This window comes from Testudinibacter sp. P17/SS/0325 (genome assembly GCF_053570765.1).
This window is the reverse complement of sequence record NZ_CM131635.1, coordinates 1,712,166-1,728,460: the sequence shown is the minus strand read 5'-3', so window position 1 is coordinate 1,728,460 and position 16,295 is coordinate 1,712,166. Positions and strand designations below refer to the sequence as shown.

Here is a 16,295-nt window from a genome sequence, read left to right as displayed (position 1 = left end):
ATTAGGGGATTATCCCCGATTGGTTTGCCGGTTGCCGTAACAGCTTTTCCAGCACTCTGGCAACAGCAAAAAACCCGAAGGTCGCCGTCACCATCGTTGCCGCGCCGAATCCGTTGGCACAATTCATGCTGGCGGAGACGTGGCAATCACCTTCCACTTTGGGAAAGATGAGCGGTTGGGTCGAAAACACGCAATCGACCCCGAATTTTCGTTTTGGATTTTGAGTGAAATTGTACGTTTTACGCAACAGCGACCGCACTTTTGCCGCCAGCGGATCTTGAACAGTACGGCTTAGATCGGCAATTTGAATTTGGGTCGGATCGGTTTGCCCGCCTGCGCCGCCGGTGGTAATCAATTTGATTTTATGGCGTTTGCAATAAGCAATCAGTGCGGCTTTGACTTTCACACTGTCGATTGCGTCAATCACATAATCGAATTCGCTGCTGATATAGTGCGATAGATTTTCCTGCGTCAAAAAATCGTCAATCACCGTCACCTGACATTGCGGATTGATTTGGGTGATCCGCGCTTGCATGGTGTCGGTTTTTAATGCGCCGATATTATCGCTTAACGCATGGATTTGGCGATTGACATTGGTCACGCAAATATCGTCCATATCAATCAAGGTCAGTTTGCCGACCCCGCTGCGCGCCAGCGCTTCCACCGCCCACGAACCGACCCCGCCGATCCCGACCACGCAAATATGTGCCGCCTGTAAACGTGCCAGTTCAGCTTGTCCGTATAAACGCCCAATGCCGCCAAAACGGCGCTCGTAATTATCAATTCGTTCCATGTGTTGTTAATTCAATACCCAAGCGCGGCCATAGTGTTTCAAAAATCCGGCGGTTTGACCGGCTTTATCGCCGATACCTTGATAGAGATCGAAGTGTTGTCCCTTAATCGCACCGCCAACGTCAAGCGCCACCACCAGGCGCAAATCATGCTGTCCCGTCCAATTGCCCTGACTGTCAAGCCGTGGCATTTCGACCAACACAATGCTGCCGAGCGGAATAATGTTTTTGTCCACTGCAATTGAGGATAAACCGATCAGTGGTACTCCGGCCGCGCCTTTCGGTTTATCGGTCAGATCGACTTTAAAATAGATATAAGAGGCATTGCGTTCCAACAACGCTTGAAAGCGGGACGGATTGCGTTCCCCCCATTCTTTGATCGCCTGCATCGACATTTTTTCTTTCGGGATCTCCCCGTCTTCCACCAATAAACGCCCGACGGCGGTGTACTGATGCCCGTTTTGCCCGCCATAGGCGAAATGGGTCAGCTTACCGTTGCCCATATCCATAAAACCACTGCCCTGCACCCCCATCGCAAACACATCGTACATGGTGCTGTAAGCCAGTTCTAAGCCTTGCCCGTTCAAAGCGCCGTTATAGATCTCGGCACGACTATAACGTTTGTTTTTCGGCAAAGCATAAACCGGATGTTGATACCGGCTGTTCTTAGTCGCGCTACCATGAAAAACCGGGATATAGTAACCGGTCATTAGCACGTTTTGATAGCCGTCTTCACCACTGAGCTGTTTTAAATTCAAGCCGAAATCGGTTAATTGATTCACATCCCCGCCGGAAAGCACCCAATTGGTGATTTTGCCGTAAGTGCCCGCATGGCGGTTGACCAAATTACTCGAATAAGACCGCACTTCGGATAATTGGGTTAAAAAATCCCCTTGATTGATCACACCGCTTTTATTCGCCACCTGAGAAACAGGAAACAAATATTGGTTCGGGCTGACATAGCTGCGTCCTTGGTAAACCGCACCTAGCTTTTCACGTTCCGCACGTTCGTTATAAGCATTACCGGTTTGCGTCGGCGATGATCCGCAAGCTGATAAGAATACCACTGTGGCTGTCACTACACCGAGTTTAAAATTAAATTTCATAAAATCCGTCTATATTTCTGTAATGAAAGAAACCCGTATCTCAGGGGCGGATACCTTAGCAAAAAACGGCTAAAAAATACAGGGCATATGACGCTTGTTTCTTGAATAAAAAAGCGGCACACAAAGTGCGGTTTTGCCGCAAAAACACGCGCAATGCCGATTTTTTAAACGCTTGAAAAAAAATTATCAAAACAGGCTTGCGTTCTATTAAAAAAAGCGTATAGTACGCCACTCACAGACGCGGGGTGGAGCAGCTTGGTAGCTCGTCGGGCTCATAACCCGAAGGTCGTTGGTTCAAATCCAGCCCCCGCAACCAGATTCTTAAAAGCACCTTTCGAGGTGCTTTTTTCATTTGTAAACCGCACTTTGCCACCGCCGACAAGCCGAAACAACAGCCAATAAAAAAGCCGCCACAAGGGCAGCTTTTAAAAATTCGATAAGTCAGCTCATTAAGCAACGACAGTTACATTCTCAGCTTTTTTACCACGTTGATCATCAACAATATTGAAAAGCACAGCTTGGCCTTCTTTTAATGTGCGGAAACCTTCGCTTTGGATTGCCGAGAAGTGTACGAATACGTCTTCGCCACCTTCAACTTGTAAAAAACCAAAACCTTTAGTTTCGTTAAACCATTTTACGGTTCCTTTTGCTTGAGACATTGCTACATCCTAAATAAATAATTAAAAAAATCTTACCTTACAACACTACAACCAAACCAGATTTGATTTTCATGACATGGTAAATCTTGTGCTACTCAAAGAGCGGTAGAATAGTACCAACATAAACTAGAAATTACACGTTTTATTTTCGATATTTCAAAAATATAGCGTTTTAATTCCGATAATGTGAAAAAGGTCACATTATTACCATTACTTTTTCTAATTTAAGCCGCTAACTTATCGAGTAACTTTTGGTGAATACCGTCAAAACTGCCGTTGCTCATAATTAAAATATGATCACCGGCTTGCGCTTCAGCCGCAATCAGCTCGATCAACAACTCGATATTGCCGCTCCACTTCGTCGGCACGGTCGATTTCTCGGCAATTTCCGCCACTTCCCACGGAATATTGTCCGGCTGCAACAAAAAGACATAATCCGACTTCACCAATGACGCCGCCAATTCATTTTTATGCAAGCCCATTTTCATGGTATTGGAACGCGGCTCTAACACCGCCAAAATCCGTTTCGCGCCGCCGACGCGATCACGCAAGGCCGAAATGGTTGCGCTAATTTCCGCCGGATGGTGGGCAAAATCATCATATACGGTGATGTCTTTCACTTTCCCTTTCACTTCCAAGCGACGATTGGTGTTGATAAATGTCGCCAACGAAGCACAAGCCTGTTCAACCGGCACGCCGGCACGGTATGCTGCGGCAATCGCCATTAACGCATTGTGCATGTTATGCTCGCCAAACACCTCCCATGCCACTTCCGCCGCTTTTTGCCGCTGGTGGTAAACGGCAAAATGGCTGCTGTCTTGCGAAATTTTTTGTGCAAACCACTCTTCGTTTTCGCCTAAGAATTGCTGTTCGCTCCAACAGCCCATGTCCAACGTCTGTTTGACCGTGACATCGTCTTGTGCCGACAACACCAAGCCCGATTGCGGAATAATCCGAATCATATGGTGGAATTGACGCTGAATCGCCGCCAGATCATCGAAAATATCCGCATGATCAAAACCGATATTGTTAATAATCAAGGTATTCGGGTTGTAATGCACAAACTTGGAACGCTTGTCAAAAAATGCCGTATCGTACTCATCCGCTTCAATCACAAAATACGGACTGTCGCCCAATTGCGCCGAGGTGGCGAAATTGCCGGTTACGCCGCCGATTAAAAAGCCGGGATTCAAGCCGTTATCGGCTAAAATCCATGCCAAAATGCTGCTGGTGGTGGTTTTGCCGTGCGTGCCGGACACCGCCAATACTTTGCGCCGACGCAATAAATTGTCATGCAGCCATTGCGGGCCGGAAGTATAAGGAATGGCGTGATCCAACACATATTCCACACACGGATTGCCGCGCTTCATCGCATTGCCTATGATCACCATATCCGGTTGCGGATTAAGCTGCGCCGGATCGTAATTCGGGATAATCTCAATCCCGCTCTTTTGCAAAAACGTGCTCATCGGCGGATAGACATTGACGTCCGATCCCGTGACGTTATATCCCATTTGGCGCGCAATAATCGCCACGCCGCCCATAAAGGTGCCACAAATCCCCAAAATATGGATATGTTGTTGTTTCATATTCGTTAACCGCTCTTTTATCAATTAAAATGTGGTTGAGATCACAACTTGCACGCTGCCGGCAAACGTCAACGCAAATGACTGTTATAATATCAACCACATAAAGCCTGCCGATTATACAATAAAATATCACAGGTTTCCGTTTAATTATTCTATTTATCGTACTGGGGGAAAAATGAAAACATTAGGCGAATTTATCGTTGAAAAACAGGCGGACTATCCGAATGCCAGGGGCGAATTGAGTGGCATTTTATCGTCTATCCGTTTAGTGGCAAAAATTATTCATCGTGACATTAATAAAGCCGGATTGACCAATGACATCATCGGCAACTCCGGCGTGGAAAATGTGCAAGGCGAAGCACAGATGAAGTTAGACGCTTTCGCGCACGAAAAAATGAAGGCCGCCTTGATTGCCCGTGACGAGGTGGCGGGTTTCGGCTCGGAAGAGGAAGAAAACTTCGTAGCGTTTGATACCGAACGCGGCCGCAATGCCAAATATGTAATCCTCACCGATCCGCTCGACGGCTCGTCCAATATTGACGTCAATGTGGCGGTCGGCACCATTTTCTCGATTTATCGCCGTATTTCGCCAATCGGCACTCCCGTCACGTTGGAGGATTTTTTACAACCGGGACATAAGCAGGTTGCCGCCGGCTATATCGTTTACGGCTCCTCCACCATGCTGGTTTACACCACCGGCAACGGTGTCAACGGCTTCACCTATGATCCGTCGTTAGGGGTATTTATTCTTTCCCACGAAAATATCAAAATTCCGCAAAACGGCACTTGCTACTCGATTAACGAAGGCAACTATTTGAAATTCCCGATGGGCGTGAAAAAATACCTGAAATATTGCCAAGAAGAAGACGACGGCACCAAACGCCCTTACACCTCGCGTTATATCGGCTCGTTGGTGTCCGACTTCCACCGTAATTTGCTGAAAGGCGGCATTTATATCTATCCGACGTCCACCCATTATCCGCTCGGCAAACTGCGTTTATTATACGAAGGCAATCCGATGGCATTTTTAGCCGAACAAGCCGGCGGATTGGCGAGCGACGGCTACCGCCGCATTCTGGATATTGAACCGACCGAGTTGCACCAACGTATTCCGTTATTTGTCGGTTCAAAAAATATGGTGGAAAAAGCCACTCAATTTATGTCAGAATACCGAGAGTAATAAGTGCGGTTCTCCCCGCAATTTACGGCATAATGTAGATTGCCGTTGACTTTCTACATTATGTTGTCAGGTAAACTCAGGATGAATGTACTCTTTAAATACGGTTCTATTTTTATTGCGATGATCGCCTTAATTATCGGTTCGGCATTGTTCAATATCAATGTCGGCAATAGCAAAGCGACAGAACACACCATTTTGTCTTATGCTTCGCCCAATTCGCCGTTACTGAATGAATTTAAATCACGCGTCAACCTGAGCGGACCGGAGTATTTTTTAACGACCGATCAAAGCGAAACCAACTTGCTACTGCGCTACCAAATCAAGGTGACCTCACAAAAGCCAATCCATTCGATCGAATGGCTGACGCTGTATACCTATCAAGGGCATATTATTTTTAATAAAGAATTCCAAGTGGTGTTTAATTCCGGCATGGATCAGAATCAAACCCGTAGCGTGGATTTTATCTTCCCGATTGAGGCGATTTCACGCCATAATCGGATTTTCTTCCTTTCTCCCAATCCGGAAATCGAAGTGTTGACCCTGCCGCAAAACATCCAATATCTGGACGGCGGGCGCTTGGAAGTGCCGTATTAAGCGCAACTAAATGCAACAAAAAAGTGCGGTCAGATCACCGATCATAACCGCACTTTTGGTATATGCTATAAAACAACCTACTCTTCCGCCGTTTTATCCTTAATCACGCTACTCGCCGCATTACGTGCGACCGACGCAATCCCTTTTTTAGCAACGGCTTCCGAACTGTAATATTGACTGCGACCGATTTCTTGATGGTTCTTCGCTTTCAAAATAAAATACGGTTTGCCGTTTTTCGCCACCCGAATTTCATACGCCGTTTCGTCAGCCCCGTTTTTTTGTACAGAGGCAATACCATTTTCCGCCGCCGCACGGGTTTTATACAGCTCACTGGTCAGGATCACCTGGCTGTTTGCCGCTTTCAGATTAAACATAAACTGTCCGTCTTTTGCCACTTTTAATTCATACCAACCTTGTGCCATAACATTTTCCTCGCTATTGACTAACTGATTCATTTTGAAATCGCAAATTTCAAAATGCCCTTGTTAGCATAAATTTTTTACAATAAATTTCAATCGTTTTTTGCTTAAAAATAACGCTTTATCACAAATGTTTCTTGCCGAAAGTGCGGTTGTTGCCTATTATGCGGCAACAATGTCAATTTTTTCCCGCTAATAAGAGAATACTATGCCACAACAAACTTATATCACCGGCAAAGACGCCGCCCTAGAAGACAGTATTCACCGCTTTCAAAGCAAATTAACCCAACTGGGTTTCAATATCGAAGAAACCTCATGGTTAAATCCCGTACCGAATGTGTGGTCGGTGCATATTCGCGATAGCGATTGCCCGCAATGTTTCACCAACGGCAAAGGCGCAAGCAAAAAGGCCGCACTGGCTTCCGCCTTGGGCGAATATTTTGAACGCCTTTCCACCAACTATTTTTTCGCCGATTTCTTTTTGGGAACAAAGATTGCCAACGGCGATTTCGTGCATTATCCGAATGAAAAATGGTTTAAGATTGAAGATGAAGATCAATTACCGCAAGGTATTTTAGACGACTATTTGCAACAGTATTACAATCCGAACCAAGAACTGACACCGGAACAACTGATCGATCTGCAATCCGGCAATGGTGAACGCGGCATTGTCGCCATGCCGTATGTGCGCCAACGCGATCAGCAAACGGTGTATATTCCGCAAAGCATTATCGCCAACTTATACGTTTCCAACGGTATGTCCGCCGGCAACAGCCAAAACGAAGCGCGGGTGCAAGGTCTATCGGAAGTGTTTGAACGCCATGTGAAAAACAAAATTATCGCCGAAGCGATCAGCCTGCCGGAAATCCCAAGCGAGGTCATTGCACGTTACCCTTATATTCAAGAAGCGATTGCGACCTTAGAACAAGAGGGCTTCCCTATTTTAGCCTACGACGCCTCCCTTGGCGGCAAATATCCGGTGATTTGTGTGATTTTGCTCAATCCGAACAACGGCACTTGTTTCGCCTCGTTCGGCGCGCACCCGAACTTTAAAGTCGCATTGGAGCGCACCGTCACCGAGCTGCTGCAAGGGCGCAGTTTGAAAGATTTAGACGTGTTCACCCCGCCGTCATTTGACAATGCTGACGTTGCCGAGCACGCCAACCTAGAGACCCATTTTATTGACTCCAGCGGTTTGATCTCGTGGGATCTGTTCAAACAAGACAGCGATTACCCGTTCGTCGATTGGGATTTTTCCGGCACCACCGAGCAAGAATTCGACAACCTGATGTCAATCTTTAACGCCGAACAGAAAGAAGTCTATATCATGGACTACAACCATTTAGGTGTGTATGTCTGCCGCATTATCGTGCCGGGCATGTCGGATATTTATCCGGCGGACGATTTGATTTACGCCAATAACAATATGGGCATGGAATGGCGCGAAATCCTGTTGGATCTACCGCACTTTCATCATGAGCGCGACACTCACTTAGAACTGCTCGACGAGTTAGACCAACAAGGCATTGACGATTTCACCCGCGTACGTGAATTTATCGGTATCGTCGCCCCACCGAAATCCGGCTGGCAAACCTTGCGTATCGGCGAGTTAAAATCCATGCTCTATCTGGCTTGCGGCGATTGGGGAAACGCATTGCTGTGGGCGAATTGGACGCTCGATACCACCTCCTCGGTGTTTACCGCCGAACGCAATAACTACTACCGTTGTTTAATTCAATCCTTAGAATTGCATTTAGACAGCGAGCGCGATCCGGCGCAATATTTTGCTGCATTCTGTCGTTTATACGGTGAAAGTGCGGTCAATGCCTGTTGGAGTGCGATCAACGGCGGCAATCCGTTCTATGATTTAATCGCCGGGGATGAAACCCTGAGCAACTTCGCCGCCCATCAAAAATTATTGGCTGCCTACGACAAACTGCAACAAGCCAAAGTGCGGTATTGGGCATAAATTATCCCTTCCGCCCTTCGGATCTCCCTCCGCACGCGGAGGGAAAAATTTTAATGCGACAACCTACCCCGCACTCTGAATACTGTTCAAAATCCGTTTATCCGAAATTGGGTACGCCGTGCCCAGTTGTTGGGCAAACAGACTGACGCGCAGTTCTTCAATCATATAACGGATTTCCAAAATCTCATCGCTGATCGGTTGTGATTTCGGCAGTTTTGCCAACAGTTGCTGATAGGCTTCGCTGACTTTTTCCACCCGCAACATATTGGCGCGATCGCGGTTCACGTCTTGCGCCAGTTTGTCGATCCGTTTATCAATCGCTTGCAAATAACGCAATAAATCCGGCAGCCGCTGATAGCCGTTGCGTTGCACAAAGCCTTGCTGAACCAAATTCGCCAGCTGGCTTTTAATATCCGACAGCGCAAATGCCATAGTGAAATCCATTTTGCCTTTCAAACGTTTATTCAACTCAAAGGTCAGGGTCAAAATCTGCTCGACCTGTTTGGCAATCCCGACCGTGGTCTCATTCAGATTCTCGCGAACGTAATCACGCAAGCGCTGAAACGCCGCTTCTTCCCAAACCACGCCGCCAAAATCGGCGATCAATTTATCCACCGCACAGGCGATACAATCGTCAATCAGATCCAATACGCGCCCGAACGGGGTGAAATACAAGCCCAATTTGGCTTTATTCGGCAATTTTTCATGCAGATATTTAATCGGCGACGGCACATTCAACAGCAACAAACGGCGTAAGCCCTGCTGCATGGCACGTTGCTGTTCGAATTCGGTTTCAAACAGCTTGATTCCGACCGATTGCTGCTCATCGACCAACGCCGGATAGGCTTTCACGCTGTAGCCGCGTTTTTTCTGCTGGTAAAAGTGCGGTAGCGTGTCGAAATTCCAAATATGAATGCCGCTCTGCTCGATCCCGTCGTCCGCCACCGCCGACAGGCTTTGTTGCACCTGATCTTTCAGCTCGAATTTCAGTTGATCCAAATCAGTGCTCTCGCGCAGTTTACGCCCGTTGTCGTCAATCACACGGAAGGTGATCTTCAAGTGCGGTTCAAGCTGCTCGACATTCCACAATTCCGGTTCAACCGTGACCCCGGTCATACGGCGTAGTTCATATTGCAAACTCTCCAACAGCGGTTTCGCCAACGGTTCGGCGCGCCCCAAAAAAGCGTCGGCATAGTTCGGTGCCGGCACAAAATTACGCCGCATGGCTTTGGGTAACGATTTAATCAGTGCAATCACCAACTCACGGCGCAAGCCCGGAATTTGCCAGTCAAAACCTTGCGGCTCGACTTGGTTCAGCAATGCCAGCGGGATATGCACCGTCACGCCGTCCGCCTCGCTGCCGGGTTCGAATTGATAGCTGAGTTTCAACTTCAAATTGCCCTGCTGCCAAAAATTCGGGAAATCCAAATGGCTGACCGTTTGCGCTTCGTCATTGGTTAAAAACGCTTTTTCAAAATTGAGCAGCTCGGGATTTTGCTGTTGCGCCGTTTTCCACCAGCTGTCGAAATGTTTTTGCGACACCACGTCTTGCCCGATCCGTTGGTCGTAAAACTCAAACAAGCGGCGTTCGTCCACCAAAATATCGCGCCGACGGCTTTTGTGTTCCAGCTCCTCCACTTCACGGATCAGCTTCATATTTTGTTGGAAAAATTTATGCCGTGCGTTCCAATTGCCCTCAACCAATGCCGCTTGGATAAAAATTTCGCGGCTCAATTGCGGATCGATATTGCCGAAATTAATCGGACGTGCAGCCACAATCGGCATGCCGTACAGCACCACTTTTTCGCTGGCGATCACCGCCCCTTTCGATTTTTCCCAATGCGGTTCGGCGTAGCTGGATTTGGTCAAATGCCCTGCCAACGGCTCGATCCATTCCGGTTCGATTTTCGCCAGCATTCGCCCCCACAGTTTTGAGGTTTCGACCAGTTCGGCGGCGATCAGCCATTTCGGATTTTTCTTAAACAGCACCGAATTGGGGAACACGGAGAAATGGGTGTTACGCGCACCGAGATACTGCTGTTTTTCCGCCTCTTTCAAACCGATATGCGACAGCAAACCGGTCAAGAGTGCACGGTGAATTGCGCCGTAATCCGCTTCGGTCGAATTGATATGCAGCCCCATTTCACGCACGCTTAAGCGCAATTGATGATAAATATCCTGCCACTCGCGCAAGCGCAGATAATTCAGGTATTCGCTTTTGCACAAACGGCGGAATTGGTTGTTGCTCAAGGCTTTTTGCTGTTGTTGCAGATAATTCCACAGGTTGATAAACGCCAAGAAATCCGATTGCTCATCGACAAAGCGACGGTGTTTTTCATCGGCGGCTTGCTGTTTTTCCTGCGGGCGTTCGCGCGGATCTTGGATCGACAACGCCGCCACGATAATCATCACCTCACGCAAACTGCCGAATTGCGCCGCACTCAATACCATTTTCGCCAACCGAGGGTCAACCGGCAACGCCGCCAACTGCCGTCCTGCGGCGGTCAATTTGCGCTGTTCGCCCTGCTTGGTTTTCACCAGATTAAAGGCTTGCAGCTCCTCCAATAATTTAATCCCGTCCTGAATGTAGCGGCGATCCGGCGCGTCGACAAACGGAAAGGATTCAATATCGTCCAGTCCAAGTGCGGTCATCTGCAAAATCACCGAAGCTAAATTAGTGCGCAAAATTTCCGGATCGGTGAATTCGGGGCGGGCGTTGAAATCCTCCTCCGAATACAGGCGGATACAAATTCCCTCCGACACCCGTCCGCAACGCCCTTTACGCTGGTTGGCGGAGGCTTGCGAAATTGCTTCGATCGGCAGGCGTTGCACTTTGGTGCGGTAGCTGTAACGCGAAATCCGTGCCGTACCGGGGTCGATCACATATTTAATCCCCGGCACGGTGAGTGAGGTTTCCGCCACGTTGGTCGCCAACACAATCCGATTCAATCCGCTCGGCTGGAAAATACGGTTCTGCTCCTGCGCCGATAAGCGCGCGTACAGCGGCAAAATTTCCGTATGGCGCAGCTGTTGTTTCTGCAATGCGTCGGCGGTGTCGCGAATTTCACGTTCGCCGCTGAGGAAGATCAAAATATCGCCGCGCCCTTCCGCTTGCAATTCCTCAACAGCGTTCAGAATACCTTGAATTTGGTCTTGATCGTCCGCCTCCGCCAACGGGCGATAGCGCACTTCGACCGGAAACGTGCGCCCCGACACTTCGATAATCGGCGCGTTGTTGAAATGCTTGGAAAACCGCTCCACGTCGATGGTGGCGGAGGTGATAATCAATTTCAGATCAGGGCGTTTCGGCAACAGTTGTTTCAGATAACCGAGAATAAAATCGTTGTTCAAACTGCGTTCGTGGGCTTCGTCGATGATCAGGGTGTCGTATTGATTGAGGTAGCGGTCAGTCTGAATTTCCGCCAGCAAAATCCCGTCGGTCATCAATTTGATCCGACTCTTGTCGCTGACCTGATCGCTGAACCGCACTTTGTAGCCGACCAACTCGCCCAGTTCGGTTTTCAGCTCCTCCGCAATCCGCGCCGCCACCGAACGCGCCGCAATTCGGCGCGGTTGGGTGTGCCCGATCATGCCTTTGGTGCCTAAACCCAGTTCAAGGCACATTTTCGGCAACTGGGTGGTTTTGCCCGATCCGGTTTCGCCGGCGATCACCACCACCTGATGTTCGGCAATGGTTTTCAGAATTTCCGTTTTGCGCTGACTGACCGGCAAATTCTCTGGGAATTCAATCGCAAGTGCGGTCTGCCGCTGCGCCAACCGCACTTTCGCCACCGCAATCGCCTGTTCGATTTCCGCCACCACCGCACTTTGCGCCGCTTGGTTTTTAATATTGCCCAAGCCGTAAATCCGCCCGCTCAAACGGCGTTTATCACTCAACATCACCTCGTTTAATTGCGCCAACAAATTTTTTTGCGTCGGGGTGAGCGGTTGCGAGTGGCGTTTAGGTTGTGTTTTTTTGTTTTTTTGGTTTTGCAAAATGGTTCTCTATCTTAATTTTATTCGTTATAAAAAAGCTAAAATCAAATTATAGATAACCTTCAATATTGCGTTTGCATTGTAGGGGCGGATTAACTATCCGCCCGTTTGCGAAGTGCGGTATAAGCATTTAATCGACAACAGAAAAATGCAAAGTGCGGTTCGGGCGGATAGTTAATCCGCCCCTACTTTATTGAATGAGTTATCTGTATTTTGTTTCATTTTATCCTCTATCCAGCTTAATCGCCTAATACAAACCGCTCCCGCAGGCGGTGCAATTCATCACGCACCGCAGCGGCTTGTTCGAATTCCAGATTTTGCGCGTGTTGGTACATTTGCTGTTCCAGTTTTTTAACCTGTTGCTCAAACTCTTTGGCGTTTTTCGGTTGGTAAACCGCACTTGGTTCGGCGGCTTTTGCCAGTTTCTGTTTGCCGCGCGCTTTGTTGCTTGCGCCTTGCCCGATATCGAGCAGTTCGCCGACTTTTTTGTTTAACGCTTGTGGCACAATGCCGTGTTTTTCATTGTGCGCCATCTGTTTTTCACGGCGGCGGTTGGTTTCGCCAATCGCTTTTTCCATCGAATTGGTGATCCGATCGGCATATAAAATCGCTTTGCCGTGCAGGTTACGCGCGGCGCGTCCGATGGTTTGAATCAACGAGCGTTCCGAGCGCAGGAAGCCCTCTTTATCGGCATCTAAAATCGCCACCAGCGACACTTCCGGAATATCCAACCCCTCACGCAATAAGTTGATCCCGACCAACACATCGAACTCGCCCAAACGCAGATCGCGGATAATTTCCACCCGCTCGACGGTATCAATATCCGAATGCAGATAACGCACGCGCACACCGTGTTCTTCCAGATAATCGGTCAAATCTTCCGCCATGCGTTTGGTTAAGGTGGTGACCAATACTCGCTCGTGCTTATCGCTGCGAATCCGGATTTCCGACAATAAATCATCAACTTGGGTCGCCACCGGACGCACTTCTAAAATCGGATCGAGTAAACCGGTCGGACGCACCACTTGATCGATCAGCTCGCCCCCGGATTTTTCCAGCTCGTAAGGTCCGGGCGTGGCGGAGACATAAATCGTCTGCGGTGCAAGCCGTTCAAACTCTTCAAAACGCAACGGGCGGTTGTCCAACGCCGACGGCAGGCGGAAACCGTATTCCACCAGTGTTTCTTTACGCGCGCGGTCGCCGCGATACATTCCGCCGATTTGCGGCACAGTGACATGGGACTCGTCGATAATCAGCAAACCGTCACTCGGAATATAATCAAACAAGGTCGGCGGCGGCTCGCCCTCGCCGCGTCCTGACAGATAACGTGAGTAGTTTTCAATGCCCGAGCAGTAACCCAATTCGTTCATCATCTCAATATCAAACTGGGTGCGCTGGGTAATCCGCTGTTCTTCCAACAGTTTATTATTCTCCAACAGATATTGGCGGCGCTCCGCCAATTCGGCTTTAATCCGTTCGATCGCCTCCAGCACCCGTTCGCGCGGGGTCACATAGTGGCTTTTCGGATAAACGGTGTAGCGCGGCACTGCGCCGAAATTATGCCCGGTCAGCGGATCAAACAGGCTCAAGCGTTCCACTTCTTCATCAAACAGTTCGACGCGCAACGCCACATCGTCCGATTCCGCCGGGAAAATATCAATAATTTCGCCGCGCACGCGAAAGGTACCGCGCTGAAAGGCTTGATCATTACGGGTATATTGCAACTCCGCCAGTTTAGATAAAATCTGGCGTTGATCAATAATCGCCCCGCTTTGCAGGTGCAACATCATTTTCAGGTAAGAATCGGGATCGCCCAAGCCGTAAATCGCCGACACGGAAGCAACCACAATGGTATCGCGCCGTTCCAAAAAGGATTTGGTCGCCGACAAGCGCATTTGTTCGATCTGATCGTTAATCGACGCGTCTTTCTCGATGAAGGTATCGCTCGCCGGCACATAGGCTTCCGGCTGATAGTAATCGTAGTAAGAGACGAAATACTCGACCGCATTTTCCGGAAAAAATTCCTTCATCTCGGCGTAAAGCTGTGCCGCCAGGGTTTTATTCGGCGCCAGCAACATCGCCGGGCGGTTGAGTGTGGCGATCACATTGGCGATGGTAAAGGTTTTGCCCGACCCGGTCACCCCCAACAACGTTTGGTGCGCCAAACCGTCCTCCAAGCCCTCAATCAGTTTGGCGATTGCCTGCGGCTGATCGCCCGACGGTTTAAAATCGGAATGCAGTTTGAACGGTTTGGAATTGGGTTTTGACATAGCAGTACCAGATTAGAAAATCAAGATCGAAAGTGCGGTAGTTTAACATATTTCAGAGTGAAATTTTATATGAATGATACGGAGGTCAGGAGGATTTGCACGGATCCGCTTATTTCGTCGATAACACACGGGGTTAGCTATTTTTTTCCTCGAAAAACAATTATCAAAAATTGACTTTTTGCACAGTCTCCCAACTGTCAAGAGGCAAACTTCAAATTTTCAAAAAAAATAATAAAAAAAAGACTAGATTTTTCATATCTTATTGATAAATAAAAACATGTCATTTTATAGCCAAATTGAAAGCCGATCTCGCAAAGTCGCATATTTCCTGTATTTTGCCCCACTCCGCAAAAACTAATCCACAAAGTTATCCACAAGCGGTGTGGATAGAAAAATTCCATTAAATTTCTGCCGTTTTTTTGTTTTAACGCTCTTGACAAGCGAATTTGAACTCACTATCATACGCCCCTCAATTCGACATTGCGGAATAAATCTATACTATAAATTGCATATCGGTTGCATGGTCGAAAAACGAACAATTCCTCCTTAGTTCAGTCGGTAGAACGGCGGACTGTTAATCCGTATGTCGCTGGTTCAAGTCCAGCAGGAGGAGCCACTTTCTCTGTCGGTTAGCTTTTATTTGTCTCCTTTTGTAAACGCTTTTTGTAATCCGACAGTGTTTAGCCCATAATCGTCATGATTACGGGCTTTATTTTTATCTGCTCTATGTATCCTCAGGACATACTATGCTACTTGCTTCCCTTGCCGTGATTGCCGGCTTGATTATTTTAGTTTGGAGTGCCGATAAATTCGTCGATGGCGCCAGCCAAACCGCGCACTATTTCGGTATGCCGAAATTATTAATCGGTATGTTGATTATCGGTTTCGGCACCTCTGCACCGGAAATCGTGGTGTCAATCACCTCGGCAATCCAAGGCAATCCGGGAATTGCGCTCGGCAATGCTTACGGTTCGAATATCGCCAATATCGCGCTGATTCTCGGTGTGACCGCATTGATCAGCCCGGTATTGGTCACGCCGTCGATTTTGAAAAAAGAGTTACCGCTGTTGCTGATTGTGACCTTGGTTTCAGCCGGTTTGTTGTTCGATCGCGATATTAGCCGCATTGACGGTATCATCATTTTAGCCATGTTTGCCTTATTTATGTTTGTCAGCATTCGGGATGGCTTAAAAGTCAAAAATGCGTTATCCAACCAACTATCAGAAGACGACCAACGGGACGATATTGTGATCGGTAAAGCTATCGGTTTACTACTGTTCGGTTTAATCCTGCTGATTGCCAGCTCGCAACTGTTGGTTTGGGGCGCGGTCACTATCGCCAACCATTTCGGCGTGAGCGAGCTGATCATCGGCTTAACCGTAGTCGCCGTTGGCACATCGCTGCCGGAACTCGCCTCCAGCATTGCCGCCGCACGCAAAAACCAGCATGATTTGGCAATGGGCAATATTATCGGTTCCAATCTGTTTAATACGCTGGCGGTGGTCGGGCTTGCCGGCGCCATCCATCCCCTGCAAGCCGAAAACGACATTATCACGCGCGATATGCCGGTGATGTTGTTCCTGACCGCACTTTTATTCCTGCTCGGCTACCGTTACAAAGCGGAAAACGGCTATATCCAACGCTGGGCCGGTGTGCTGTTGTTGCTGTGTTATATTGCCTATAACAGCGTTATTTTTATACAGATTGCACGCTAATTTCTCT

Annotated in this window: 11 protein-coding genes and 2 tRNA genes; 6 read left to right on the top strand and 7 right to left on the bottom strand. The window is 48.3% G+C overall.

Annotation, left to right across the window (positions count from 1 at the left end):
* Position 1: 1 nt before the first annotated feature.
* Both tcdA and mltA read right to left on the bottom strand, forming a co-directional pair.
* Positions 2-793: a tRNA cyclic N6-threonylcarbamoyladenosine(37) synthase TcdA gene (gene tcdA / locus ACWA50_RS08200; protein ID WP_431051482.1), complete on the bottom strand. Its 792-nt coding sequence runs from the start codon at positions 791-793 to the stop codon at positions 2-4.
* A gap of 6 nt (positions 794-799) precedes the next feature.
* On the bottom strand, positions 800-1,897 hold the full coding sequence (mltA, locus tag ACWA50_RS08195; RefSeq protein ID WP_431051480.1) for a murein transglycosylase A: 1,098 nt from the start codon (positions 1,895-1,897) through the stop codon (positions 800-802).
* Positions 1,898-2,136: 239 nt separating this feature from the next.
* Here mltA and ACWA50_RS08190 point away from each other — a divergent pair.
* Positions 2,137-2,213: transfer RNA gene (locus ACWA50_RS08190), tRNA-Met, on the top strand.
* Positions 2,214-2,346: 133 nt separating this feature from the next.
* Here the strand turns inward: ACWA50_RS08190 and ACWA50_RS08185 are convergent.
* Complete coding sequence (locus ACWA50_RS08185) at positions 2,347-2,556, bottom strand: cold-shock protein (protein ID WP_431051478.1); 210 nt, start codon at positions 2,554-2,556, stop codon at positions 2,347-2,349.
* A 224-nt stretch (positions 2,557-2,780) separates the two neighbouring features.
* Complete coding sequence (gene mpl, locus ACWA50_RS08180) at positions 2,781-4,145, bottom strand: UDP-N-acetylmuramate:L-alanyl-gamma-D-glutamyl-meso-diaminopimelate ligase (protein WP_431051476.1); 1,365 nt, start codon at positions 4,143-4,145, stop codon at positions 2,781-2,783.
* Positions 4,146-4,320: 175 nt separating this feature from the next.
* Here mpl and fbp point away from each other — a divergent pair, with 175 nt between their 5' ends.
* Together fbp and ACWA50_RS08170 are read left to right on the top strand one after the other, a co-directional pair.
* Positions 4,321-5,325: a class 1 fructose-bisphosphatase gene (gene fbp / locus ACWA50_RS08175; protein WP_431051475.1), complete on the top strand. Its 1,005-nt coding sequence runs from the start codon at positions 4,321-4,323 to the stop codon at positions 5,323-5,325.
* An 81-nt stretch (positions 5,326-5,406) separates the two neighbouring features.
* Positions 5,407-5,919, top strand: a complete 513-nt coding sequence (locus ACWA50_RS08170; RefSeq protein WP_431051473.1) for a hypothetical protein — start codon at positions 5,407-5,409, stop codon at positions 5,917-5,919.
* A 77-nt stretch (positions 5,920-5,996) separates the two neighbouring features.
* Here ACWA50_RS08170 and ACWA50_RS08165 read toward each other — a convergent pair whose 3' ends face one another.
* Positions 5,997-6,341, bottom strand: coding sequence for a YegP family protein (locus ACWA50_RS08165; RefSeq protein WP_431051471.1), 345 nt, complete (start codon positions 6,339-6,341; stop codon positions 5,997-5,999).
* 205 nt (positions 6,342-6,546) lie between these two features.
* Here ACWA50_RS08165 and ycaO point away from each other — a divergent pair, with 205 nt between their 5' ends.
* Positions 6,547-8,307 (top strand): 30S ribosomal protein S12 methylthiotransferase accessory factor YcaO, encoded by a 1,761-nt coding sequence (gene ycaO / locus ACWA50_RS08160; RefSeq protein WP_431051469.1) that lies wholly within the window; start codon positions 6,547-6,549, stop codon positions 8,305-8,307.
* Positions 8,308-8,370: 63 nt separating this feature from the next.
* On the opposite strand, the gene hrpA is transcribed toward ycaO, so the two are convergent.
* Together hrpA and uvrB are read right to left on the bottom strand one after the other, a co-directional pair.
* Entirely contained in the window at positions 8,371-12,231 is a 3,861-nt protein-coding gene (gene hrpA / locus ACWA50_RS08155; protein ID WP_431054322.1) for an ATP-dependent RNA helicase HrpA, read from the bottom strand.
* Between the two features lie 311 nt (positions 12,232-12,542).
* Positions 12,543-14,573 (bottom strand): excinuclease ABC subunit UvrB, encoded by a 2,031-nt coding sequence (gene uvrB, locus ACWA50_RS08150; RefSeq protein ID WP_431051467.1) that lies wholly within the window; start codon positions 14,571-14,573, stop codon positions 12,543-12,545.
* 540 nt (positions 14,574-15,113) lie between these two features.
* On the opposite strand from uvrB, the gene ACWA50_RS08145 reads away from it, so the two are divergent.
* A tRNA-Asn gene (locus tag ACWA50_RS08145) sits at positions 15,114-15,189 on the top strand.
* A gap of 130 nt (positions 15,190-15,319) precedes the next feature.
* Positions 15,320-16,288 carry a calcium/sodium antiporter gene (locus ACWA50_RS08140; RefSeq protein WP_431051465.1) on the top strand — a complete coding sequence of 323 codons (969 nt, stop codon included), beginning with the start codon at positions 15,320-15,322 and terminating at the stop codon, positions 16,286-16,288.
* Positions 16,289-16,295 lie beyond the last annotated feature (7 nt).